This is a genomic window from Shewanella loihica PV-4 (genome assembly GCF_000016065.1).
GTDB lineage: Bacteria > Pseudomonadota > Gammaproteobacteria > Enterobacterales > Shewanellaceae > Shewanella > Shewanella loihica.
The window spans coordinates 1,346,184-1,372,344 of sequence record NC_009092.1 but is presented as its reverse complement, the minus strand read 5'-3'; the positions used below and the strand labels follow the sequence as shown (position 1 = coordinate 1,372,344).

At 55.6% G+C, this 26,161-nt stretch carries 15 protein-coding genes; 5 read left to right on the top strand and 10 right to left on the bottom strand.

Annotation, left to right across the window (positions count from 1 at the left end):
• Positions 1-405 precede the first annotated feature (405 nt).
• Positions 406-1,536, top strand: a complete 1,131-nt coding sequence (locus SHEW_RS06075; protein ID WP_011864983.1) for a PepSY-associated TM helix domain-containing protein — start codon at positions 406-408, stop codon at positions 1,534-1,536.
• A 124-nt stretch (positions 1,537-1,660) separates the two neighbouring features.
• Here SHEW_RS06075 and SHEW_RS06070 read toward each other — a convergent pair whose 3' ends face one another.
• Entirely contained in the window at positions 1,661-1,972 is a 312-nt protein-coding gene (locus SHEW_RS06070) for a TapY2 family type IVa secretion system protein (RefSeq protein ID WP_011864982.1), read from the bottom strand.
• Between the two features lie 81 nt (positions 1,973-2,053).
• Positions 2,054-5,623, bottom strand: a complete 3,570-nt coding sequence (locus SHEW_RS06065) for a pilus assembly protein (RefSeq protein WP_041407019.1) — start codon at positions 5,621-5,623, stop codon at positions 2,054-2,056.
• Positions 5,624-5,936: 313 nt separating this feature from the next.
• Between SHEW_RS06065 and SHEW_RS20815 the strand changes: the two genes are divergently transcribed.
• The gene (locus SHEW_RS20815) at positions 5,937-6,086 is read left to right on the top strand and encodes a hypothetical protein (protein WP_190272409.1); all 150 of its coding nucleotides are present in this window, start codon (positions 5,937-5,939) and stop codon (positions 6,084-6,086) included.
• A 610-nt stretch (positions 6,087-6,696) separates the two neighbouring features.
• On the opposite strand, the gene SHEW_RS06060 is transcribed toward SHEW_RS20815, so the two are convergent.
• Together SHEW_RS06060 and SHEW_RS06055 are read right to left on the bottom strand one after the other, a co-directional pair.
• The gene (locus SHEW_RS06060) at positions 6,697-9,825 is read right to left on the bottom strand and encodes a multidrug efflux RND transporter permease subunit (protein WP_011864980.1); all 3,129 of its coding nucleotides are present in this window, start codon (positions 9,823-9,825) and stop codon (positions 6,697-6,699) included.
• Positions 9,825-11,078: an efflux RND transporter periplasmic adaptor subunit gene (locus tag SHEW_RS06055; protein ID WP_011864979.1), complete on the bottom strand. Its 1,254-nt coding sequence runs from the start codon at positions 11,076-11,078 to the stop codon at positions 9,825-9,827. The genes SHEW_RS06060 and SHEW_RS06055 overlap by 1 nt, the downstream gene beginning before the upstream one ends.
• A gap of 324 nt (positions 11,079-11,402) precedes the next feature.
• Here SHEW_RS06055 and SHEW_RS06050 point away from each other — a divergent pair, with 324 nt between their 5' ends.
• Positions 11,403-12,482 (top strand): sulfotransferase, encoded by a 1,080-nt coding sequence (locus SHEW_RS06050; protein ID WP_011864978.1) that lies wholly within the window; start codon positions 11,403-11,405, stop codon positions 12,480-12,482.
• Between the two features lie 16 nt (positions 12,483-12,498).
• Entirely contained in the window at positions 12,499-13,650 is a 1,152-nt protein-coding gene (locus SHEW_RS06045; RefSeq protein ID WP_011864977.1) for an aspartyl/asparaginyl beta-hydroxylase domain-containing protein, read from the top strand.
• A gap of 171 nt (positions 13,651-13,821) precedes the next feature.
• On the opposite strand, the gene SHEW_RS06040 is transcribed toward SHEW_RS06045, so the two are convergent.
• Positions 13,822-15,417, bottom strand: a complete 1,596-nt coding sequence (locus tag SHEW_RS06040) for a tetratricopeptide repeat-containing sulfotransferase family protein (RefSeq protein WP_011864976.1) — start codon at positions 15,415-15,417, stop codon at positions 13,822-13,824.
• Positions 15,418-15,610: 193 nt separating this feature from the next.
• On the opposite strand from SHEW_RS06040, the gene SHEW_RS06035 reads away from it, so the two are divergent.
• Entirely contained in the window at positions 15,611-16,084 is a 474-nt protein-coding gene (locus SHEW_RS06035) for a LabA-like NYN domain-containing protein (protein WP_011864975.1), read from the top strand.
• Positions 16,085-16,127: 43 nt separating this feature from the next.
• Here the strand turns inward: SHEW_RS06035 and SHEW_RS06030 are convergent, their stop codons facing one another.
• The 5 genes from SHEW_RS06030 to glgB all read right to left on the bottom strand — a co-directional run bounded on the left by SHEW_RS06030 (position 16,128) and on the right by glgB (position 26,119).
• Positions 16,128-17,777: a glycogen synthase gene (locus tag SHEW_RS06030; RefSeq protein ID WP_011864974.1), complete on the bottom strand. Its 1,650-nt coding sequence runs from the start codon at positions 17,775-17,777 to the stop codon at positions 16,128-16,130.
• Positions 17,770-19,044, bottom strand: coding sequence for a glucose-1-phosphate adenylyltransferase (gene glgC, locus SHEW_RS06025; protein WP_011864973.1), 1,275 nt, complete (start codon positions 19,042-19,044; stop codon positions 17,770-17,772). The genes SHEW_RS06030 and glgC overlap by 8 nt, the downstream gene beginning before the upstream one ends.
• Before the next feature lie 78 nt (positions 19,045-19,122).
• Entirely contained in the window at positions 19,123-21,633 is a 2,511-nt protein-coding gene (locus SHEW_RS06020; protein WP_011864972.1) for a glycogen/starch/alpha-glucan phosphorylase, read from the bottom strand.
• Positions 21,630-23,831 (bottom strand): glycogen debranching protein GlgX, encoded by a 2,202-nt coding sequence (gene glgX, locus SHEW_RS06015; RefSeq protein WP_011864971.1) that lies wholly within the window; start codon positions 23,829-23,831, stop codon positions 21,630-21,632. The genes SHEW_RS06020 and glgX overlap by 4 nt, the downstream gene beginning before the upstream one ends.
• Positions 23,822-26,119, bottom strand: a complete 2,298-nt coding sequence (gene glgB, locus SHEW_RS06010; RefSeq protein ID WP_011864970.1) for a 1,4-alpha-glucan branching protein GlgB — start codon at positions 26,117-26,119, stop codon at positions 23,822-23,824. Before glgB ends, glgX begins: the two co-directional genes overlap by 10 nt.
• Positions 26,120-26,161: the final 42 nt, after the last annotated feature.

The window sequence follows — 26,161 nt, the reverse complement described above, 5'->3', positions numbered from 1 at the left end:
CCTAGCCAGTCTACAGCTTTGACTAGCTAGGCGACTTCTTAACTTAGCTTTGCAGGGACTTGGCTAGGCTCTTGCCTATCACCAAACCTTACCCCCCTAATGACAGCGTCAAAAAAAGTCTAAAAAACATAGACTTAACTCAACAACCTCACACCTTGGCATCCTTCCTTTTCCACCTATTCCAAAGTCACTTCTTTCGCCTTTCACCAGACGCATTCATCCACTGTTTTTGGCCAACTGTTTTTAGCCAACTGTTTCTAGCCAAAGTGTGACCCATTTCCATATGCCACAAGTTGAGAATGAAATTAATTCTCATTAGTGTTAAGCTGCAATTTTATTCTTCTGCCCTGCCGCTCACACAGCGTGGAGCATGGCAATGGCGCCAAAACGAAAGGTAATAATCTAATGCGTCGTCTCCTATGGAAATGGCATGGTTGGCTCGGACTCTTCGCCGCCCTACCGCTATTTATCATCGCTCTGACCGGCAGTGTGTTGGTGTTTAAGAGCGAGCTCGAACACCTATTGATGCCGGAAAAGGTGCTCGCCGCCAGCGAGACCCGCCTGAGTTTCACCCAGCTACTGAGGTCGGCAGATGAGGCGTTGCCACAACATGAAATTCTTGGCTGGCAGTTTGCACCTAACGCCGGCGAGGCAGACAAGCTCTATGTCGCCAAGCAAGGCACCTACGACTGGCAACTCCTGTTTGTCGACCCTAGCCAAGGCAGCCTACTGAGCCAACCTGTCGGCCTGAGTCACTACCTGCTGGACTGGCTGTTGGAGCTGCACTACACCCTGCTTGCGGATCATCTGGGGCTAGCGGTTACTGCATTAGTATCTATCTTGCTGATCTTGCTCTCCTTATCTGGGTTTATATTACACCGTCAGTTTTGGCGAACCTTTTTCACCCTTAGATGGGGCAAGAGTCTGCGCCTGTTTCTCAGCGATAGCCACAAGATGCTGGGGATCATAGGTGCGCCACTGTTCCTGATCCTGGGCTTCACCGGTGCCTGGTGGAACATAGAGCACATCATCGAGGAGTGGCACGAACCCGACCCCAAGACCCTAATCGTCACCCAGAGTTACTACAACAAGCAGCTGGATGTGGAAGCGCTGCTGACACAGGCGACTCAGGTGATCCCAGGCTTTCAGACCCACTATGTGCGCTTCCCCGACAAGAGCTATGCCGGCATCCACCTTTTTGGCGCCGCCCAAGATCGCGGCGCGCTTCGCAGCGACTATGGCTCTATCGTCAGTTTCGATGATAAATCCGGTCAGCTCAGCGCCAGTGTCGATGCCACCAAGGCCGGCGCACTTTATCAATTTGTCGATAGTTTCCGCCCGCTGCATTACGGCAACTTCGGCGGGCTGGTCAGCAAAATTATCTGGTGTGTGGTGGGCTTCTTACCTAGCCTGATGGCCCTTTCCGGTTACCTGATGTGGCGGGCACGGCGTAAACCGCAAACACGGCGCCGCGCAAAACAAACGATCGAGAGTCCTAGCAACCGAGACGCTAAAGAAGGCTTGGCCAAGGCCTGATATTTGATAAGTCGCACTTGATAGAAGTAAAAAGCCGGGTAATAACCCGGCTTTTTTTATGACGCCTCGATAGCTCTGTCATTGGCACTATAGATGACATTCATGATGACACTCTTAGTGACAACTAACCTTCCATGGGCCAATTGTGCTCTAACATGCGGCCCTGACTGGTACTAAACGCCTCTTCTTTCTTGGCACACTCATAGACGCGCTTCACCGTCATGGGCTTACCGTCCGTGTGCAGTAACGCGGGCAGCTGACTACCGACGAGCTGCTTTTTATATTGTGGCGCCTTGCTGGGCTGCCAGGAGAAACGCACCAGAACCTGCCCCTCATTGGTCTCAATGAAACACTTATAGTCTTCCCTCGGCTCGGCCTTGAGCGGCCCGGCTATTACACATAATGCCAGTAGCACCAGCAAAATTAATTTATTCACGCTATTCCTCTCACTCTTTGGCTGAGTAGCTAGGCGCTCAGCCTCTATTAGTCAACGATGTAATTTGCTTCTGACCACTTGCTACTCGCTATAGTAGTAGATCTTATGAGCACGCAGTCGGCCACCTATGCAGCGATTGTCCCCGGCGGGGCAATCGTCGTCGGGTTTAACCTTCTCCATCTTCTCGGCGGCGTTACCTATGCCGATCAGATACATGTAGGCATCACCATCCTTTCCTTGCCCCCCCTTGTTGTCGGCAGGGATCACAAGCTGAGGAGTGTCTAATACCAAGTTACCCGCCTCTAGAGCGACCGACGTGTAGTTACTCGTGCCATAGTGCAGATTAAAGGGATAGAGGAAGCCCATGCCTGACGTTAAGCACTGGTTGTTACTCGCTGCTGTACCCGGCACAAAGGTCGTGAAGAACACCTGACCGTTAATGATAGTCGCCGGTGACAGATTCTTCTCACCAAGCCCAGGAAGTTTAAAATACCACCCGCGCTTCTTACTAATAGCAATCTTGTCGGGCGCTTGATTAGCCTTCAACTTGGTCGTTTCGTAGAGGTCGCTAAGAGTCAAAGGCGCTGGCGCCTTAGGCCTGCCCGTGCCGCCGAAGGTCTGAGTCACCACGTTTCTATCTTGTAGGGTGAAAAACATGTCTTCGCGGGAGGTATCGGACGGCGCCGCCCTGTGGCCACTGCCCACCACCACGGCATCGTAAGGTACATTCTGACTCGTGGTTACCCTAGTAGTCTTGCCATTGACTGTATAATCAACCACTGAGACATTGTTAATCATGGTCTGCGCCACAACTGGGGCCGAGTAGAAGCGACGATTCTGCAGCAGCGACTTGCCACCTAGATCGGCAAACTTAAAGGCTGACCAGCTAGCCTTATCCGCCCTTGGCATATCCATGCGCCAGACACTACCACCGGTATCGACCGCATAGATACGGTCGGTATTGCCATCGCCACTGGCATCGAGTACCGCCACACCGCTAGGAATACTGTCCTGAATCCCTGGCAGGGCCGTGCCGCCACCGGCGCCAAATTGATGGATCAGTTTGCCGGTATCGGCATCGACGATAAACACGCCACGCCCTTTGTTATCCTTAGTGCCAAGGTCTTTACCATCTTTACCCGCAGGTGAATACCCAGCACCGAAGATGAGCACAGGTTTTTCCGTGCCGCTGGCACTGCGAATCGTGGTCACCACAGGTGTCGACCAGGATTGTCCAAGCTCACTCAGGCCCGGCGAGCTGGCATCGATACGCCACTTGAAGCTTGGCGAATCAGGGTTGCTGATATCCAGGGCATAGTAACTATCACCACCGCGACGCATGCCGAAGAAGAGCCAAGCTTTTTCTACACCTGAGGCGCCATTTTTCACATAGGCAACAGGAGAGCCGTCGATACCATAGACTGAGTGCACGCCCGTCGGCACATTGTTTCTCAGGGTCTGGATATTTGGCAGCAGTTCATAAGGCATGAAGGCCCAGCTCTCGCTAACCTCGTTGGCAGTGGTGTCATCCTTGAACATATGCATGAAGCCATGGTTGGTACCAACCAGGATACGTATATCCGGGCTAGACTTACTGCCAAAGTTCAATGCCAGAGGCTTAGAGTGAAGGGCATCACCCATGATGTCATTGCGCCAGTTCTTGGCGGGATCGGCAATGGTCGTCTGGTTCTTGTCGTTGTCCACATCCAGCCCCTTAGCCCAATCGAATAGGTTAGTGAGCTGACTCTTATCAACACCCATGAAATTGGCCAGGTCTTCCTGACCACCTGCCTTGGTGGCCGCCGCCGACAGGCTGAGCGTATCCATGCCGCCCCCCAAATTACTGTATAGGGTTCGGCTATCGGCACTCTGCATCGCCGACAGGACGCCCCCCTTGCGCACATCGTTGCCATCGCCACAAAGCTTCTTGGGCGTCCAGTAGGAGCAGGCGCTATCCTTGATGTTACCGTCATCACCCAACGCTATTTTACCCTCTGCGTCCAAAACTGTCCCATCGGCGGCGACTCTGAACTTCTTGATATTCCCCGTCCAGCGCGGACCTCTGTCCGGCAGGAACATGGAGTAATAGGCATAGTTAAAAGTCTGGGTACGGTTAAAGTTGTTGCTGGCCACAGAGGGAGAAGTAAAACTTGCGCTGTTGGCCAACACCTCATTCACCGCCTGTTGAATAGAGCCCTGCAGCTTAGTCGCATCGGTGGCATCGAAATAGCTTCCGCCCCCCTTGCTCGCCACCTTCTTCAACAGATCTTCGGCATTTTTTGCCCCCTCACTGAAGCCAATGGTGTGGGTGATCACATGCTGATCGCCATCCATGTTAGGGTTTACATCTTTGCGATACATCCAACTCGACAGCGCGCTCATGTAACTAGTGCTGTGCTTATCGACGCCACCGGTTAACTTCGTGACTTCCACATCGGCGGCGCTGTCTAGGGTCGGTTCCCCATCTGTTATGAAGACGATATAGGCGTTGTTCTGACACTTCTTAAAGGGGGATTGATAGGTATTTGTTCCCTTAACAAGCGCATCCTTGTCCAAACTATCATTTTTATTGGCTCTATAAGTTACCCATCGGCCCCATGATTCATAGGTATAATCCTTATCATCATCGCCAAACTCCACAGACTTACCGGCGAAGTAACGATAGGCCTCGTAAAGGGTTTCACACAGGGGGGTGTTCCAGCCATACTCAATATCTTTAACCCCACTGAGTAGTGTCTTTTTTTGCCCTGGCGTCAGGGTCTGAATGGCTTTGATGATGCGCCCACCGTTACGGCCATTATATAGGGTGTCATCTGGGCCATTCATGTTGAAAATTGCCAGGCCGAAATCCACTCCCGGGGTGGTTAAGATGACGTTTTTAATCGCATCTTTGGCCAGCTCTAAGCGAGTTTTATCTTCTTGTTTCTTGTTTGCATTGTGATGCCAGCGAAGGTAATCCTCGGTATACACGGTGAGCACCCGCCCGGTACCAAAGCCGGTAAGCTGCGCCTGCTCCTTGGCGGTCTTCTTGATGCTATCACTCGAACTACTGCTGACATTGTTATACATGATAGGCGTGGTGGGAGATCCCAAACTATCGACAGGTAGCCCCGAGGTTAATCCCTTAGCATTAAGATAATTGCCTTCCTGAATATCTTCGTAGCAATCCACCGCCTTAGCATTCAGACCATTGTTATCGCCAAACTCACGCCAGGCACCGTTGGCACCGCTAAAGGTATACTTACGGAAGAAACCGGTAAAGATGCCATAGTCGTTCAGGAACTCCCAGGAGCTACCGCAGCTATTGATGGTGCCTGAAAATTTACGTCGTTCATTAGGGTCATCGGGGTCGGGCAACTTATTCTTACCCTGATCACCTTTTACGTAATAGAGCATCCCTTTCTTGCCGTTATTGTAACGCGAGCCGCCCCCAGCTCCCGGCGTATAAGGTTTATCCACGTCATAGACTTTGGTGCTCATACTGCCAGAGTTATCGAAGATGATCAGGATTTGTGGCCTAGCCCCAGTACGGGCGCTCGCCTCATAGACATATAACTCGGTATCGTCGGCCCACGAAGAAGCCGAGAGAAGACTCATGATGGCAGTCAACAGAGCAACAAAGCTTTTCACAAGCTCTCCCTTTCGCTGCATTATGATATTTGCCAGAGCAGACTGACCAGCGCGCAAAATATCCATTTCACTAAACCTATTACTTCAAATTTTTTTAACTTTTTTTAAATGACCCCTTACCCCACTCTTACGGCTCCACTCTCAACCCTAGATGACAAAGGCTATCAACCAAAGACAGACTTTCAGACAAGAGAACACTAGCCGGAAGCATGAATTTGGCTATACAAGATGAGACAAAAGTGCGATAGAAAGCGGATTTAACACGCCATCGATACAAAATGCAACATTTTTAACCAAATTGAATCATGCAAACAGGAGGAACATCGAATTTTGAATGAATAGCGAACTTGGCCAGCAGGAGTGCTATTTTATTGACACTGGCATGACCAGTTTAATAAACAAACAATCCCAAGCTAAAGCAAAAACTCCAACACAAATTAAACAACTGAGCAAAAAGGATTTATTTGAAAGCAGGTGGCGTTAATTAAACAACTAGCCAGATGAAAACAAGATAGAGTCAGCCGTCGTATTAATGACACTCGCGCCATCTCAGTTATTATGATGAATATTTAATCAACAAAGCCTGTGAAATATTCACTTTTTCTTTAAGATGTAAATTTTTCAACTTAATGGCTATTTAAGCCAAACATAGAAACATGAAATTAATCTAATGAATTGTTTGAGGTAATCATCTTTTATGACAATCACCTTTTATGACAATCATCTTTAAGACAACAAATTTAGAAACGATTATCGATGTGAAATAATAAGTAAAAGATAATCCAACGCCTCAATTTCATCGGCAATGAGTCAGCTCCATCTTTAAATCTGCTCTTCCTAACTAATGCCTTTGAATAACACTCTCTGTATTTAAGGAAACAAGTTAGCAAGCCAAGAGTTGGCAACTTACAGGGTCAACCGGCTCAACATCGACCTCTACAGCATTGGCACTGAGACAAGTTCTCTGTGAAAGGCATTTTACCTTTACCCCTTAAGGATCAGATGAAACACAGTGAAGGTCTTGTCTCTGTCTTTTCTCTGTCTTGCCCCTATCTCACACAGAGGCAAGACAAGAGCGTCACTCTTGCATCGAGTCACCTAGTCGAACATCCAGCCACTAAGGCGCCGCTTGCCTGCTGTTTGGCGATGGCGGTCTCAAGCTGGGCGGCGACGAAACCCGGTGAGCGGGTGCGACCCGAGATCAGCCGATACATGGCAGGGATCACCAACAGGGTCACCAGGGTGGCGAACGCCATGCCGAAGAACACAACTGTGCCCACGGCGATCCGGCTCTCAGAACCGGCGCCGCTCGATAGAATCAAGGGCACGGCACCGACCAAGGTGGTGAAGGCCGTCATCAGAATGGGGCGCAGGCGACGCGCGGAGGCGTCCAGTATCGCCTGTTCCAGCGAGGCGCCCCTATCCCTGAGCTGATTGGCAAACTCGACGATCAGTATGCCGTTCTTAGTCACCATGCCGATCAGCATGATCATCCCGATCTGGCTATAGATGTTGAGCCCGAGCCCCATCAGATAGAGACCGATGAATCCGCCGAAGATCCCCATAGGAACCGTCAGCATCACCACCAGCGGGTTGATGAAACTCTCGAACTGGGCCGCCAGCACCAGGTAGGCTACAAGCAGCGCTAGGGCGAAGACCAGCATGACGCTGCTTTGATTTTCCTTAAACTCTTTCGACTCCCCCGTGTAGCTGATGCTGATATCCCCGGGTAAGATCTCGATAGCCTTGGCATCGAGGAAGTCAAGCGCCTCACCTAAGGTATAGCCCTCACCGAGGTTGGCCTTGAGAGTGATCGACTTCTGCTTATTGGTATGGCTTAGCTTATGGGCCGAGGCGACCTCCTCGATATGGGTGATGGCATCTAGGGTGATCAGCTCACCGTTGGCGGCGCGCATATAGATCTGGCTCAAATCCGCCATGCTGTTAAAGCTCTCCTCCTTGCCCCGCAGATATACGTCATACTCTTCGCCGCGTTCGATAAAGCTGGTCTCGCTGCGTCCACCTAGCATCACCTCTAGCGTCTGAGACACCTGAGCCACGCTGATCCCAAGCTCGGCGGCGCGTTGCCTATCCACGCTCACCACCAGCTCTGGGGTGGTCTCGGCATAGTCGAGATCGGCCCCCGTGACGATTGGCGAGGCATCGGCGATCGCCTTAAGCTTGCTCGCCCACTTAAACAGCTCATCATAGTCACTGCCGCCCAGCACAAATTGCACCGGCTCGCTGGACTTGCCCCTAAAGCCGGGCAACATGGGCCGCACCATGACATCGGGGATCCCCTTGAGCGCCTTAGCCACCACGGCCAGCGCCTGCTGCGCGTTGATATCACGGGCCTGCCAATCCTCTAGCTGCATGATCACAAAGCCGGTTTGATCCCCGGCCCGCCCCCCGAACGCCGGCGCCTGTACGCTAAAGGATTTGATCACCCCCTGACTGAGCAGTGGCATCAGCCGCTGCTCGACGATATCCATATTAGACGTCATACGGTTGTAGCTGGTGCCCTCCGCGCCCTTGACGAAGGCGAAGATCACCCCTCTGTCTTCCTGGGGCGCCAGCTGCGCCGGCACCTGGTTCATCAGCAGACCGCTTCCTATGACACAGGCGACAATCACCACTGGCGCCGCCAGGCGGTAACGCACCGCCCAGGCCACGGCGCGGCGATACCAGGCTTCGAGTCGAGCGAAGCCGCTGTCCATCAAGCGGTTAAGGGCTTTGGGCCTGTGTTTACGCTTGAGGAGCTTGCTGCCAAGCACTGGGGTCAGGGTTAGGGCGATAACCGATGAGAAGATCACCGCCATGGCCAGCATCACGGCAAACTCGGTAAAGAGGCGCCCCACCATGCCATCCATGAAGGAGATAGGCAGAAACACCATCACCAACACGGCGGTAGTCGCCACCACGGCAAACCCCACCTCTCTGGCACCCTTATAGGCCGCCAGAATCGCAGGTTCCCCCCGCTCGATATGATGAAAGATGTTTTCAACGACCACGATGGCATCATCCACCACCAGGCCGATAGCCAGGATGAGCGCCATCAGGGTCAGGAGATTGATGGAGTAACCCAGGTAGTTGGCGGCGATGAAGGCCGAGATCAGCGACACAGGCACGGTCACCGCAGGGATCAGCGTCGCCCTAGCCTGACCGATAAACAGATAAAGCACCAAGACCACCAGGGCCCCGGTGATATAGAGGGTGTTGTACACCTCGCCGATAGACTGGTCGATAAAGACGGTCGAGTCATAATCCACCGACAGCTGAGTGCCCTCGGGCAGGAATTTCTGGAGCTTATCCACCTCCTCGCGCACCCGCTGCGCCACCTGCAGAGGATTGGCATCCGACTGGGCCACGATCCCTAAGCTGAGGTTAGGCACGCCGTCACTCTTGAAGGTGGAGTTTTCATTCTCGGCGCCGATAAACACCCGCGCCACATCCTTGAGATAGATGGGGCTACCGTCGCTTGCAGTTCGCACCACCAGGTAATCGAAGTCTTCGGGATGCAGATAGAGCCTGGCGGTGCGCACTGTCATTACAGTCGTGTCGTTGCGCACCTCACCGCCCGGGCTCTCCACGTTTTCGCTGCGCAGCGCATCGGTAATATCTGTGGTGGTCACCCCGCGTCCGGCCATCAACTTAGGATCCAACTGCACATACATCACCTTGTAGAGACCGCCGGAGATATTTACCGAGCTCACCCCGGTGATCAGGCTAAATCTGTCCTCAAGCACTCGCTGGGCATAGTCGGTCAGCTGAGTCCTGTCCATGGTGCTGGAGCTGAGGTTGATGTAGACGGAAGGTTCGCCCGACCCATTATCCTTGGAAACGATGGGCTCATCCGCCTCGTCGGGCAGACGGCGCTGGGCGCGAGCCACGGCGTCGCGCACATCGCTCACCCCTTCGGTTAGGTTCCAGTCCAGATCGAAGCTGATGGTGATGCGTGACATGCCGTTGCGGGTCACAGAGGTGATCTCGTCGATACCGCTGATCCCCGTCAGCTCATCCTCGAGCACTGTGGTGATCTGACTCTCCATGATGCTGGCCGAGGCGCCGCTGTAACTGGTCATCACAGTCACCACGGGGCTCTCCACATCCGGCATCTCTCGCACCGCCAGCTTGGAGAAACTCACCAGACCAAATACACACAGCAGTAAGCTTAAGACGAGCGCCACCACAGGGCGTTTTACCGACACATCCGACAGCAACATTAGCTCTGCCCCCGCGCGGTTTCAGTCTCGCCCGTCTGGACCTGAGTCTGGACCTGAGTCTGGACCTGAGTCTGAGTCTGGGTCTGGGTCTGAGTCAAACGCCTGCCTCCCAGCCCCTCGGCGAGCTGGCCGGTTTCAACATCTTCCACCTTGATGCCATCACGCATGTTAACCAGCCCCTTGACCACGATTCTGTCGCCCAAGGATAAGCCATCATCGATCAGCACCTGATCGTCGATACGCGCCCCCAGGGTCACCTGAGTGCGGCGGGCGATATTGTCGCTGTCGATCACATAGACGAAACGTTTGGTGCCTGAGTATTCCAGCGCCTGAACCGGCACTACCGCCTGAGTCACAGGGGCAAAATCAAGCCGCGCCGAGATCAACATGCCGGGCCTGAGCTGAAGGCTGGGGTTGTCGAAATTCACCCTCACCTTAAGATTGAGGGTCTCGGAGTTGATCCGCGGCGCCATGGCCACCACCTGACCATGAAACTGCTCGCCTGGCCAGGCACTGCTGCTGGCCACCACAGGCATGCCTAGGTAGATCTGCGACAGATAACGCTCGGGGATCTGCAGATCCAGACGCATGCTGGAGAGATCGTCCAGGCTTACCAGCTCGCTGCCCACGCTCACCAGCTTGCCCAGACTAAAGTCCACCAGCCCAATCACACCGTCGAAGGGGGCCTTGAGGGTGTGATAATCCAGGTCCGCCTGGGCGGCCTGCAGCCTGGCCTCGGCGATATCGACGCTGGCCAGCTGAGCATCTATCTCGGTCTGAGTAATAGCGTGCTGTTTTATCAGCCGCTTGTACTCGCCTAACTTGCGCCGCTCATCGTTCAGATAGGCCTTGGCCTCTGCAAGATTTGCCTTGGCCTTGGCATCTTCGAGATGCACCAATACCTGCCCCTGAGACACCGCCTGATTATCGCTTAAGTTGATCGCCTGCACCTTACCCGATACCTCGGCAGCTATCTGCACCGAGCGATTGGCGGCAAGCTTGCCGACCAAAGAGAGATGCTGAGCCACTTCATGGGCCTCGACCCGGGCACTGGCAATCGGCACGGCTCTGGCCCCAGCTTTGACATTAGCTGTGTTGGCATTAGCAGCTTTGCCGTTAGCAGCTTTGCCCTTTACAACTTGGGGCTGATATGTTGGCGACTGGCTCTTGGCCTGATTGGCAGCAACGGCAAAGGTGAGCAAGGCGGCTAGCGCCAGCACGCCAAGGGGAATGTACAGGTATTTTTTATCCATTGGGGCGGTATCTTATCCATGGGCTTTTCGACTGCCCCTATTGTAAAATGGCACCGCCCTTAGGTGGGTAAAGCAATGTAAAGCTGCGCAAAGCGTCACATTCATTGAAGCGTAAGAGTGCAAGCAAATGTGTCGGCCCGCCGCTACCTATCTCCAAAACTCATTCAGACGCCCAGACTTCACTTTTGTTGAACCCTGCACATCCCCTCTTCCAGAGCCATAACTTGGAACTGCCAAACGAGCCGCCCACTTGAGTTTTTCTGCAATAACATTAAAGTAAAGCCACCATAACAATATCAAAACACCCTACAGAAGGTGGCGCTGTTGCATCAATCCTGTTTCGATAGACCCATTATCATCATCTCGGCGCCGCGATCCGGCAGCACGCTACTTTTTGAACTCTTAAGCCATAGCGAATCACTCTGGACCATTGGTGGCGAGAGCCACGCTGTAATAGAAAAGCACAGGCAGCTCAATATCACCGCTAAGGGATTTGCCTCCAATGCGCTGGATATCAGCGACTGGGATGCGGATATTGACCAGCAGCTCAAGGCTGACTTCGAGGCCGCGCTGAGGGATCATCAGGGGAAACCCTACCTGAAGAGCTTAGGACCGATCCGCTTTCTGGAGAAAACCCCAAAGAACAGCCTACGTATCGACTTTCTCGCTAAGCTCTTTCCCGACGCCCGCTTCATCTATCTGGTGCGGGATCCCAAGGAAAATGTTGCCAGCATAATGCAGGCCTGGCGCAGCGGCCGTTTTCGCACCTACCCAGGCCTGCCCGGCTGGGGCGGCGACTGGTCACTCCTGCTGCCTCCGGGTTGGCAGGCGCTCAGAGGAAAGCCACTAGAACAGATCGCCAGCTTCCAGTGGTGTCAGGCCAACGAGCACATCATGGCCTCGCTGGACAAGCTGCCCCAAGAGCGCTGGCACTTAGTCAGCTATCATGATCTGGTTGCCGATCCTAAGGGCACCACCCAGAAGATAGTCGAGTTCTGCCAGCTTTCCTTAGACGCTTCACTGGCCGAGCGAAGCGAAGGCAAGCTGCCTCACTCACGCTACACAGTCTCGGCCCCTAAGGCCGATAAATGGCTGGCCAACTATTCGGCCATCGCCGCTATCTGGCCACAAACACAAGCTTGTCTGCATAAGGTAAATCAGCGACTGGCGTCACGAGACATCTTGCCTTTTGCAACAGATCTACCCTCGCCACCAGAGGACCTACAAACGTCGGCGTCGGTTCCAGCGTCAACTACCCAGAACAGGGAAGAAATCAAGCTTGAACAAGCAAGTCCCCAGTTAATCGAGGGTTCGAGCACTCGCTACCCCAATACCGCCCGTAACGCCCCCTGCCCCTGCGGCTCTGCGCTGAAATACAAGGCCTGCCACGGCAAACTGCAATAGGGATACAAGAGAGATTATGAAGTTAGCGAAAGAGTTCTACCGCCTGCCCCTGAGTTTCGATGTCGAGCGCCTGCAACAGGAGCTGGCCGCCTTCGATGAAGATGATTGGCGCGCCCATCATGAGAGCTTTAAAGGCAATTCGGCCATCGCCCTTATCTCGGTCGGCGGCAGCTTTAACAACGAATTTAAGGGCCCTATGAGCCCCACTCCTGCGTTGCTGCAGAGTTCCTATCTCCAGCAGGTGATCGCCTCCTTCGGCGAGGTAATTGGCCGCTCTCGTCTGATGCGTCTAGCCCCCGGCTGCGAGGTGCCCCTGCACAGCGACATCAACTACCATTGGCACAACCGGGTGCGTATCCATATCCCCATCGTCACAGACGAGGCGGTACAGTTTCACTGCGACGATAAGCAGGTACACATGGGCGAGGGAGAATGCTGGATTTTCGACTCCTGGAAATACCATAAGGTGATGAACAAGAGTGACAAAATGCGGGTGCATCTGGTTATCGACACAATGGGCTCGAGTCGTTTTTGGCAAATGGTCAACGAGGCATCGCTGGCCTATGGCGACTTAGATGACCCAAGCTTTAAGCCTAAACACCTAAGTTACACTCCAGACAAATCTACAGAGATCATCACAGAGAAGGTGAACTTCCCCTTGGTGATGCCCCCCAGCGAGGTACGTCTGCTAACCCAGGAGCTGACTGCTCAGATCCAAAGCGCGATCGGTAATGGCTCAGAGGCTAGTCAAGCCTTTATCAAGTTACTCAATGACTTCGCGCTAGATTGGCAGGCGCTATGGTCACAATTTGGCGATGATAAGGCTGGCTGGGACGCCTTCCATCGACTGCGGCAACAAACTTTGGCGCAGGCGGCGCCGCTAGAGCAGCAGGTGATGGTGGACAGTCAAACATCGGCGATGAAGATACTGGTGCATCTGATCATGGGGCCGGCCATGAGCCCTGAATTGGCTCAGGTAAATACAGCCGCGCCTCAACCTACGTCAACACCCAGCACCCCCATATCGTCACAAACAAGACCCACACCATCCTCGCAAGCCGCTAGCGCAGTGAAGATGCCGCAGCCCGAGCCTGGACTGACTCGCAACAGCCCCTGCCCCTGCGGCTCTGGCAAGAAATATAAGCAGTGCCACGGTCAGCTTAACTAAACCCTGGCTGTTCGCGATGGCCGTTAACGTTAGCCAATCGGCTTCAGTCATACCACAAAGGGCGACACAAATGTGTCGCCCCTTTTACTGAGTCTGCGCCTACTTAAAACACTTTATTTAAGGCATCTTATTTAAGACACCTTATTTAACGCACCTTAGCTCATCGCCCCATCAACTCAAGAAGCTCTTGTGGGCCCTATCGGCAATCACGGTCAGGGTACGATAGGCATTGGGAATAAAGGCTGCATAGGCCTCACTCTGACCTATCGCCTTTACATTCATAGGCCGCCTAACCTGGCTGGCGCTAGGAGTCAGCACGCTGCGCTTTGACTCATAGAACTTAAGACAGGCAGGCTCGAGCGCCAGACCGACATAGTCCACCATGGCCGGGATCTGCTGATCCGGCGCCTTCACCAACTGCTCGAAACAGAGGTGATACAAGCTATCGCCATAGGCCTGCTGCCAATGGGCCATCAACTCCAGATATAGCTGCCAATAGTGGCAGATATCATCCAGATGGTAGGAGTAATCATGACCATGGCTAAAGTGCTGCTTATAGACCCCCATGGCGTTATCTCTGGCATCGCGGATCACATTGATGATCTTGGCCTCAGGAAACAGTGTCTTGATGAGACCAATATGGATGAAATTGTTGGGGTTCTTGTCTATCACTAAGCTTGGCACTAGGCTTGGCGACGCTTCACCCTGGGCCTTAAGATACTGGTTCACCTGCTCGATATACTGCTGACGCATCTGGGCTATCTGCTCTTCTGACAGCCGGGGCAACATGGCGCCATAACCCCCCTTCATCTCCAGACTCAGGGCCAGACGCTCCATGAAGGGCAACTCATCTGTCGCTGCAATTTGAGAATGGCTGGCCAGGATCTGCTCACACAGGGTGGTGCCCGAGCGCGGCATGCCAACGATAAAGATAGGTGTCCAAGGCCCGCTAGTCTCTTCACCGCGCGGCTTCACCTCAGCCGACTTGAGGCTATCGACCAAGCGGGTAAAGGCCTCTCTCTTAAAGGGCCGTAGTGGACGCATCAGCTGGTTGGCCATTCGCACCGCATCGAAGGCCTGCTCACCCTGCTTGCGCTGCTCATAGACACGATTCAGGGCAAAATGAAATAGCGACTGACTCGCCTGAGAGAACTCCTCGGCAGCAATATTGGCCTTAAGGGCCGCTTCATCTTGCTCGGTGAATCGATAGTTTTTCAGATCCGCCAGGCTCCAGTAGGCGGTCGCCTGCTGACTGGGCGCCAAACGAATATAATCATGGTAAAAGGCTGCGGCCTTATCTGTGTCCCCCTTGGCCTTGTAGACATGCCCAAGGTTCAGGCTTGCCTGCGCCGCCTGCTCATCACCCGCTAACGCAGCGAGTAGCGCCGACTCGGCCGTCGTCATATCGCCGGTGCGACTGGCGTTTATGCCCAGGCGAAGCTGCAGGCTTAAATCTTGCGGCGTCTCTTCAACCAGCTCCCTGAGTAAGTTAACGGCATCGAAGAACGCCTCGCGGCGCTCATGCAGGGTCACCAGATTTAAGCGAAGTTCTTGATCTTGAAATCCAGCGGCTTGGGCCTTTAGGTAGCAGCTCATGGCTTCTTGATGTTCACCACTTCGAAAAGCAAGATGGCCCAACAAGGCCTGCGCCTCACCATTACTGGGTTCTCTGCGAATCACCTTACGGGCATAGATACCGGCAGAGGAGAATTTTCCACTCTGATAAAAGCCTCTGGCTTCTTCTAAATAGCGCGCTTCTCGACTCAAGTCATACTCCTGTTGTTATCGTTATTATTTAAGTGACTGCGACTGTGATCTTGGTTTGCAGGCCTATTCTAAACATCGCCCCGTGACAAAAGCAACGAAGTGTTAACAAAGCCTATTTATCCCTCTGCCCCCTTCCCCTCATCAAGCCACTAAGTTAAGGTCAAGCCATGACTCAACAAGCTAAGCTGTCAAATTGAAACGGATCGCCCTCTTTGTCGATGTACAAAACATCTATTACACCTGCCGCCAGGCCTATGGACGTCAGTTTAACTACCACGCGATGTGGCAGAGACTTAATGAGCAGGGGGAGATAGTTACGGCGCTAGCCTATGCCATCGACCGGGGTGATGATGGCCAGATAAAGTTTCAGGATGCGCTGAAACATATCGGCTTCGAGGTCAAGTTGAAGCCTTATATCCAGCGCAGCGACGGCAGCGCCAAGGGCGACTGGGACGTGGGGATCACCATAGATATCATGGAGCATGCCCCAGAGGTGGATACTGTTGTCTTACTCTCGGGCGATGGCGACTTCGCGTTGCTGCTCGAACATATTGGCCGCAAGTATTCCCTAGAAACTGAAGTTTACGGCGTGCCTGAGCTCAGTGCCAAGGCGCTGATGGACGCAGCCACCCAGTTTCATCCCATAGAAGGTGAACTGCTGCGCTAGCCCTACAAGTTCGCCACTCAGGTTAGTCTCTTTCGCCAGAGGCTTAAAGGCAGTAGAGGTGCTGACAGTAACGCTTTGCCGAGGCGCCCCAGCTGAAACGCTTCTGACTGGCATTGTCGCAGATAACGTGCCAGGCCTCCTTACCGATGAGCGGCAGGGTCTGCGCCAAGATCTCCAACAAAGCGCTCGACTGCTCCGCCAGACTGTCGCCATAGAAGACAAACCCGTCTTCGCCATGACTCACCGTATCTTTCAGCCCCCCAACGCCATGCACCAGGCAGGGCTGAGCGGCCCGCATCGCCAGCATCTGACTGATGCCGCAGGGCTCGAAGGAGCTGGGCATGATAAACAGGTTACCGCACTCGTACAGGGTGTCAGACAATGGCAAGTCGAAGCCGTTGATAAAGAGCAGGTTCTGATAGCGCCCGGCAAGCTGTGCCAGTTGCGCCTCTATCGCCTGATCGCCGCTACCCAGGATAGCCATCAGGCCATTAGGCGCATGCTCAGCCAAGAGCTTTAGCAGATATTCTAGTGTGCTGATACCCTGCTGGTCACGATAGCAGAGGATCGCCATCTTCTGATCCGTCAGGCGCCCCACAGAGGTCAGCAGCAGCCTGGGGGCATCCTGAAACTCCGACTGTCGCCTCAGCCGAGCAAGAGACATCAGCGCCAGCTGATCGACGCTGCGCACCCAAGGCGTCTGACATAACCAACCTTGTATCGCCTGCTCGGCGCTATCGATGAGCGGCAACAGCTTGTCTGTGTTGCCCCTGAGCAGCGCCTGACGCTTGCTGAGCTGACCCGAACGTTTCAACTTACTCGGATACTCGCAGCCGTTTAAGATGCCATGCAACGCACCCGCTTGCTGTTTCTGCTGAAGGTCCGCCTCTAAGCCTTCGCCGCCAATAAACCCTTTATCGGGCGATGAGGGACGCAGCACCTCCTGGGCATAGCTGGGCGACACCAGATGCACGCGATCGCTCAGCACTATGGCGGCCCGCAGCGGATTGAAGCATTGGGGGTACCTGGGATCGATCACCTGATTGAGTGCGTCACGCTCAAGCGAGGCGAACAGACTCGGCAACCAGGCCTGCAGTGAGGAGTGCTCCTGAGTTAAGGGCCGCGCCCCCTGAATCGCCAGATTGTGGATAGACAGCACACAGGGGATCGCCTGCAGCGCGGCATACTCGGGGGCAAAGGCGCGCAGCAGCGCCAGCACGCCGCAGTGCCAGTCATGCAGATGCAGATGATCCGGCCTTGACATCAAGCCGGACAACACCGCCTTGGCGACCCCGAGGCAGAACAGGGCGAACTTGTTGGCGTCCTCGGCGAAGGGGCGATCGCTCGCCCCCGGGGTGTAGATCTTACCCCCCTGATCGAACAGTGGATGATCCAACAGAAACAGGTTCACCTCAGGCAGACTGGGATGCGATGCGCGGTAGAGGGTCAGCCAATGGGGCTGGCCATAGAAGTCGACCACCAGTTCACCCAGCGGCTCGGCCCCCTGCTGACGATGCAGAAAACCATAGCTTGGCATGATCACATCGCTACACACCCCCAGAGGATAGAGGGCGCCCGGCAGGTCGCGGATCACATCGGCCATGCCGCCCACCTTGGCACCCTTGAGCGCGCCATTTTCGGCGGCGACCATCAACACGCGCTTCATGGCGCTCTCCTTCTGCGTCTTACTCATAACCCACCGGTAACCCCAACATGTCACGGGTCACCAGGGTGATCCCACCTTCCGAAACCCTAAAGCCCCGCGCCCTGTCGTGATCATGGTCGTGGCCAATTACCGTACCCTCGGGGATGATGCAGCCTCTGTCTAAGATGGCATTCTTGATCTGGCAGTGACGCAGCACCACCACATCGGGCAGTACCACAGCGTTTTCCACCGTGGAGTAGGAGCAGACCTGCACCTCGTTAAACAGCACGCTGCGTCTCACGGTAGAGCCAGAGATGATACAGCCACCGGAGACGATGGAGTCCACCGCCATGCCGCGACGCTCGTCGTCATCGAAGACAAACTTGGCCGGCGGCAGCTGCTCCTGGAAGGTCCAGATGGGCCACTTGGCATCATAAAGATTCAGCGCCGGGGTGGGCGATAGCAGCTCCATGTTAGCCTGCCAGAAGGAATCCAGGGTGCCCACGTCACGCCAGTAGGCCTCCTCATCGGTGAAGCCACTTCTGAACGGGTGGGCATAGACCTCGTGCCCCTCGATAATCGACGGGATGATATCCTTGCCAAAGTCGCGATCCGAGTTCTCGTTCATGGCATCTTTCTTGAGCTGCTCGAACAAAAACTCTGTGTTAAACACATAGTTACCCATAGACGCCAGACACATCTCGGGATTTTCCGGCAGGTGCTTGGGCAGCTCAGGTTTCTCTTCGAAACCCAAAATCTTGTTGCGCTCATCCACCTCGACCACCCCAAAGGCACCCGCCGCCTCGGCCACCGGCACCTCGAGGCAGGAGACCGTCATGTCGGCGCCCGACTCGGCATGGGCGGCCAGCAGGCCCGCATAGTCCATGCGATAGACGTGATCGCCAGAGAGGATCATCACATACTTGGGCAGCTCATGGCGTATGATGTCGATATTCTGAAATACCGCATCGGCCGTACCCTTATACCAGCTCTCGGAGTAACGCTGAGAGGCGGGCAGGATCTCCACCGACTCCCCCAGCTCCTTCTTGAAGTGGCCCCAGCCGCGCATCACGTGGCGGATCAACGAGTGCGACTTGTACTGGGTCACCACGCCGATGCGGCGAATGCCCGAGTTGATGCAGTTCGACAGCGGGAAGTCGATGATGCGGAACTTACCCCCGAAATAGAGCGACGGCTTGGCGCGCCAGTCGGTCAATTCATGCAGACGTGAACCTCGCCCCCCGGCCAAGATTAATGCATAGGTTTCTCGGGTTAAATTACTGATATAACGTGGGCTAGGATTCATGTTAGGCATAGGTACTCACTCCTTGAGATAAAAAACACACCAGTTGCTTGGGCGCCGCGGCGGCCCGACTTAGCTCGATAAACGTCATTAGGCTATCCCCCAGATCTCGTCTCGATATTGACCAATGGTGACATCGCTGGAGAAGCGACCACTGGCGGCGGTATTGCGTATGCTCATCTGTGTCCAATGGTGGGGATCCCGGTAGGCCTTGGCCGCCTGCACCTGAGCGAGCCGGTAAGACTCGAAATCGGCGGCGGTCATCCAAGGATCCCGAGGACAACGTATGCTGTTGATGATGGGGTCGAAGATCCCCGGCTCCAGCAGGTTAAAGTGGCCACTCTCCAGCAGGTTCATCACCTCGGTCAGCGCCTGTGACTTGGCGATAAAGTGCAGGGGATCGTAGTGGGGCCTCAAAGCCTCCACCTCGTCGGCCCTCAGGCCGAAAAGGAAGAAGTTATCTTCGCCCACCTCTTCGAGCATCTCGATATTGGCGCCATCCAGGGTGCCTATGGTGAGGGCGCCGTTCATCATAAACTTCATGTTGCCCGTGCCCGAGGCCTCCTTGCCGGCGGTAGAGATCTGCTCGGAGAGATCCGTCGCCGGGCAGATCCGTTCCATGGCGCTGACGTTATAGTTGGGGTAGAAGGCGAAACGCAGATAAGGCGTCACCAGGGGATCCGAGTTGACCATGTGGGCCACATTGTTAGCGAGCTTAATCAACAGCTTGGCCATGGCATAGCCAGGGGCCGCCTTGCCGCCGATCAGCACGCACCTAGGGGTGATATCCGTGAGTTTACCCTGCTGGATCTGGTGATAAAGGTGGATCACATGCAGGATATTGAGCAGCTGACGCTTATATTCGTGAATGCGTTTCACCTGCACATCGAACATCATCTTAGGGTCGAAGCGAACGTCGCACTCCTGCTCCACCAGCTCGGCCAGCTGTTGCTTGTTGCCATGCTTGACCTCCTGCCAGGCCTTGAGCAGCCCCTCGTCATCGGTGAAGGCATTGAGCGCGCTGAGACGGCTAAGATCTTTCACCCAGCCTTCGCCTAACCGCTTGCCCAGCAGCTCGGCCAGCGCCGGGTTACTCTGAGCCAGCCAGCGTCTCGGGGTCACGCCGTTGGTCTTGTTGTTGAACTTCTCGGGCCACAAGGCATAAAAGTCCTTAAACAGGCCAGAGGTTAACAGCTGAGTATGCAGCCCGGCGACGCCGTTCACCGAGAAGCTGGCGACGATCGCCAGGTAAGCCATGCGGATATGGGGCTCATCGCCTTCTTCGATGATCGACATGGCTCGCAGCTTGTCGCCATCGCCCGGCCAATGGTGAGCTACCATGTCCAGGTAGCGGGCGTTGATCTCATAGATGATATCCAGCAACCTGGGCAGCATGTGGGCGAACATGCGCACCGGCCAACGCTCCAGCGCCTCGGGTAGCAGGGTGTGGTTGGTGTAGGCCATGGTCTGGCTGGTGATATCCCAGGCCTGCTCCCAGGACAGACCATACTTGTCCATCAAGAGGCGCATCAACTCGGGGATCGCCACGCTGGGGTGAGTGTCGTTAAGCTGCATCACATGCTGGCGGGCAAAATCCCTAAAGTCGGGGCCGCGCTGGCTCACCCAGGTATTGAGCAGATCCTGCAGGCTGGCAGAAGAAAGAAAATATTGCTGGCGCAGCCTCAGCTCCTTACCATTCTCGCTGGCATCGTTGGGATAGAGCACCATGGTGATCTGCTCCGCCAGGTTCTTACGGGCCACCGCCTCGGTATAATCCCCCTGGTTAAACTCCTCGAGATCGAAATCGTCCGTGGCCTCAGACTTCCACAGCCTGAGGGTGTTTATCCGCTCGTTCCGATAGCCGGGCACAGGGATGTCATAGGCCACCGCCAGCACATCCTGAGTCTCCACCCAAGTGTATTGGCGCTTACCGTCGCGGTCGATATAGGACTCGGTATGGCCGAAGAAAGGCACAGTCACGTTGTGGCTCGGCACCCTCACCTCCCAGGGGTTGCCGTCCCTGAGCCAGCGGTCGGGGCGCTCCACCTGATAGCCGTCACACAGCTTCTGGGCGAACATGCCGTACTCATACCTTATGCCGTAGCCGGTGACATTGAGATCCAGGCTGGCGCAGCTGTCGAGGAAGCAAGCCGCCAGGCGTCCCAGGCCGCCGTTGCCCAGCCCGGCGTCATGCTCCTGAGCCTCCAGAGTCTCCAGCGCCACAGCATAGTCTTTCAATACTTGGGCGCTCTCATCGTTCATATCCAGATTCAGCAGCGCATTGCCAAGGGCCCGCCCCATGAGGAACTCCAGCGACAGGTAGGCGACCTTCTTGTTGCCCGTGTCGCGATCCAGCTGGCGGGTGGCGCGCCACTTTGGCAGCATCTGATCTTTCACGCTCATAGCGAAGGCGTAGAACAGCGCCTGCTCGTCACGCTCCTTGGGGGTCAGACTCTTGTCGATGTGACGCTCGAAACAGGCCCCCAGGGTCTCACAGGGATCGCAGATAAGGCTGTCGGCCTTGGCTTCGACCTTTACCACAGGCTTGCTGCTAGTCTTACTCGTTTTAGTGGACTTCACCGGCTTAGCTGTCGAACTCATCTAGACTCTCCTTTTGCCGAGGGCATTTCTCTCGCTGAGGGCTCTTCTTGCGCTGAGGTAAATTGGGCGTAATAGATCATCAGGCTACGGTCCTGCAGCAACAGACTGGCCCCCTGCAGCAGGGCCTGATAGCTGGCGGACTCGCCATACTGGGGGCTGTCCTGGGTACTGAGCAGACACTGCCACTGCACTATCCCCTCGAGACTCGGCAGGGTGAACTGCTGGGGCCTGTTGTCGGCGTTAAACATCAGCAGCAGCGCCTGTCGGCAACCGGCCTGGGCCTCCAACTCGCCACTGATCACCAGGCTCAGGGTGCGGGTCTGCGCCTCGCCCCAGTGGGCCTTTGTCATGGGCTCGCCCTGTCGACAGAACCAGTCGAGTCCTGGGGAGGCCTGGTTGGCGCTCTCGTGGATATAGTCTCTGTGGCACAGCATGGGGAAACGGCGACGCAGCTTGATGAGGTTAGCGGTGAAACTCAGCAGTTCATCACTGTCGATATCCTTGCGCCAATCGAGCCAGCTGGCGGGGTTGTCCTGGCAATAGGCGTTGTTGTTGCCCAGCTGGCTATGACCCACCTCATCGCCGGCCAGCAACATGGGCACACCCTGAGACATAAACAGTGTGGTGAGCATGTTGCGGCACTGGCGAGCACGCAGTGCGGTGAGCGCCAGCTCGTCGCTCTGCCCCTCGTGGCCATAGTTGTCGCTGTAGTTCTCGTTGTGGCCGTCGCGATTCTGCTCGCCGTTGGCCTGATTGTGCTTGTGGCGATAGCTCACCAGATCCATCAGGGTGAAGCCGTCATGGCTGGTGATAAAATTGATGCTGGCGGCGGGCTTGCGCGCGGCGTGTTCGAACAGATCGCTGGATCCATGAAAACGGGTGGCGAACTCGGGCAACATGCCGGCATCGCCGCGCCAGAAACGGCGCACCGTATCGCGATACCTGTCGTTCCACTCGCTCCAGCTTATGGGAAACTGCCCCAGCTGATAGCCACCAGGGCCTATGTCCCAGGGCTCGGCTATGAGACGCACCCGGCTGAGAACAGGATCCTGGCTGATGGCATCGAAGAAGCCAGACCCCACATCGAAGCCATGATCCTCCCGCCCCAGGGTGCTGGCCAGATCGAACCTGAAGCCATCGACCCCCATCACCTCGACCCAGTAGCGCAGCGAGTCCATCACCAGCTGTAATACCCTGGGATTGGACAGGTTGAGGGTATTGCCGCAGCCTGTGTCATTGATGTAGTAGCGCGGCTCGCTGGGGTGGAGACGGTAGTAGCTGAGGTTGTCTATCCCCTTAAAGCTATAGGTAGGCCCGAGACGATTGCCCTCGGCGCTATGGTTGTAGACCACATCCAGGATCACCTCTATGCCGGCGCCGTGCAGGGCGCTGACCATGTCGCGAAACTCCTCTATCGCTCCATCGCCCTCAGACTCGCTTATTGACTCGCTTAGGTAGGCCTGATGGGGCGCGAAATAGCCTATGGTGTTGTAACCCCAGTAGTTAGTCAGCCCCTTCTGCTGCAGGAAGGCCTCGGTGACAAACTGCTGCACAGGCAGAAGCTCGACGGCTGTGACCCCGAGGCTTTTCAGGTGCTGCAGGCTAGCAGGGTCGCCAAGGCCAGCGAAGCGGCCACGACGCTCACTGGCCACCTCGGGATTTTGCTGGCTAAAGCCCTTCACATGCAGCTCGTAGATCACGCTGCGACGCAGGGACAGCGGGCTGTCACTCTGATCGAAGGGATTCACTAGGGGCGTTATGGGCTTAAGGTTTTCGAGATCCACCACCACACATTTGGGCATCCGCTCGGCGTTATCCAGCTCGCAAAAACTTAAGTCTTCCTGCTCATGACCAAACTGATAGCCGTAGTGGGATTTATGATCTTTAATCGCGCCGCTCAGGCGCCTGGCGTAGGGGTCGAGCAGCAGCTTGTTGACATTAAATCTGTGGCCAATCAAGGGCTGATAGGGGCCATCGACCCGGTAGCCGTAGCGGCAACCCGCCCTGAGCCCAGACACATGGCCATGCCAGATCTGCTGGGACTGACGCTCGAGACGCAGCCTGGCCACTTCCCTATCCTCCTCGTCAAACAGACAGAGGTAGACGGCAGTGGCGTGGGCGGAAAACAGCGCGAAGTTCACCCCCTCGCTATCTAAGGTTGCCCCCAAGGGATAAGGCTTGCCGTGGGTCAGTCGCATGACACACTCTCGTCCAGTTCCAGCACCAGACAGGCCAGCGGCGGCACGCTGATGCAGGCACTCTGAGCTTGGCCCTGATAGGCCTCGGGCTCGGTGTGGATAACCCCCTGATTGCCCACGTCGCTGCCGCCATAATAGTGGCTGTCGCTGTTGAGGCGCTCATGGTAGCGCCCGGGCTGCGGCAGACCGATGCGAAACTCACGGTAGACCTCTGGGGTCATATTAACAATAAAGATCAGCTGCTTGTCGCCGCTCTGGCGGATAAAACTCAGTACGCTGGCGCTGGCGTTATCGCAGTCAAGCCAACTAAAGCCCTCGCCGTGGTGATCGTCGCCATAGAGGGCAACGCTCTGACGATAGAGGCTGTTGAGATCTTTCACCCAGCGCTGCATCCCCTGGTGGGGCTCGAACGCCAGTAGGTGCCAGTCGAGGCTATGCTGATGATCCCACTCGTCGCGCTGGGCAAAATCTGCGCCCATGAAGAGCAGCTTCTTACCGGGATGGCCCCACATGAAGCCCAGATAGGCCCGCAGGGTGGCAAACTTCTGCCAGTCGTCGCCGGGGATCTTATGCAGCAAGGAGCCCTTGCCATGCACCACCTCGTCATGGCTCAGCGACAGGATGAACTGCTCGGTGAAGCAGTACATCAGGCTGAAGGTCAGCTCGTTATGATGATGGCTACGATGGATGGGATCCCGGCCGATATAGTTCAGGCTGTCGTTCATCCAGCCCATATTCCACTTAAAGCCGAAGCCCAGGCCGCCCTCATCGACCCGCTTGGTGACACCGGGCCAGGCGGTGGACTCTTCGGCGATCATCATGATGCCGGGAAAGCCTTGGTAGAGACGCGTGTTGAGGTCCTGCAAGAAGGCGATGGCATCCAGATTCTCGCGCCCGCCATGGGCGTTAGGCAGCCACTGATGGGGCTCGCGGCTGTAGTCGAGATAAAGCATGGAAGAGACGGCGTCCAGGCGCAAGCCATCTAAATGAAACTCCTGCAGCCAGTAATGGGCGTTGCTGAGCAGATAGCTCTGCACCTCGCCGCGGCCATAGTTGTAGATAAGGGTATCCCAATCTGGATGCTCTCCCTGACGGGGATCCTCATGCTCATAGAGACAGGAGCCGTCGAAGCGGGTCAGTCCATGGGGATCCTTGGGGAAATGCGCCGCGACCCAGTCGAGGATCACCCCTATGCCGGCCTGATGACAAGCATCGACGAAGGCCTTGAGCTCGTGAGGCTGGCCGAATCTGTGGGTCGGCGCAAACAGGCCGACCGGTTGATAGCCCCAGGAGCCGTCGAAGGGATATTCGCACAGGGGCATCAGTTGCAGATGGGTGTAGCCCATCTCGACCACATAGGGGATCAGCTGATCGATAAGCTGGCTATAGCTGAGATACTGCTCGCCGTTTTCCCCCTGGCGACGCCAGGATCCAAGATGCACCTCATAGATGGAGATGGGCTGATCGTGCCAGCTCTGCTTGGCCCGTTTCGCCAGCCAGCGCTTATCCTGCCAGGCATAGTCGAGCTGGGGCGGTACGATTGAAGCGTTACCCGGGGCGCCCTGCATGGCGCGGCCGAAGGGATCGGCCTTGAGCAGTCGCTCTCCCTCCTGAGTGACAATCTCATATTTATAGTGGGTCAGCGCCTTCATCGAGGGGATGAAGATCTCCCACACGCCATTGGCCGGATGGTGGCGCATCACCTGACGTCTGCCGTCCCAGTCGATGGCATCGTGCACCAGAGAGACCCGCTTGGCATTGGGCGCCCAGACACAAAACTGCACGCCGCTCACCCCATCGACCTCACGCCAGTTGGCCCCCATGAAACGATAGGCCTGCTCCTGACGCCCCTCGCTGAAGAGGTACAGCGCCTCATCACTCAGCAGGCTGGCATATTGGTAAGGGTCGTTTATCTCCTCGACGCTGAAAGGATAATGCACTCGCAGGCGATACTCGAAAGGGTTGATGCGCCGCCCGGCGAGCCCGGCAAAGATCCCCTCATCGTGGCACTTGTCCAGCTCGGCCACCTTGCGGCCATCTTGCTTGGCGATCAGCTCAACCCGCTCTGCCCCCGGCAGAAAACAGCGCACCACCAGGCGTTTGACCAGGCTTACCGCCTTAGCCTCCTTGATGCCCTTACTAGACTTAGTGGCCGGAGCCATCTCTATAGCATGCATCCCCAACAAGGCGAAGATATCCACGTAGTCGGCAGCCAGCAGGGCTTCAATTTCACTTGGCGCTATCAGTGGTGTCTGCGCAGGTGTCTGCACTGGTATCTGCTTAGTCATCTGGTTATCCCTTTGCTTGTCTGTCTCATAGGAGTGTCATAG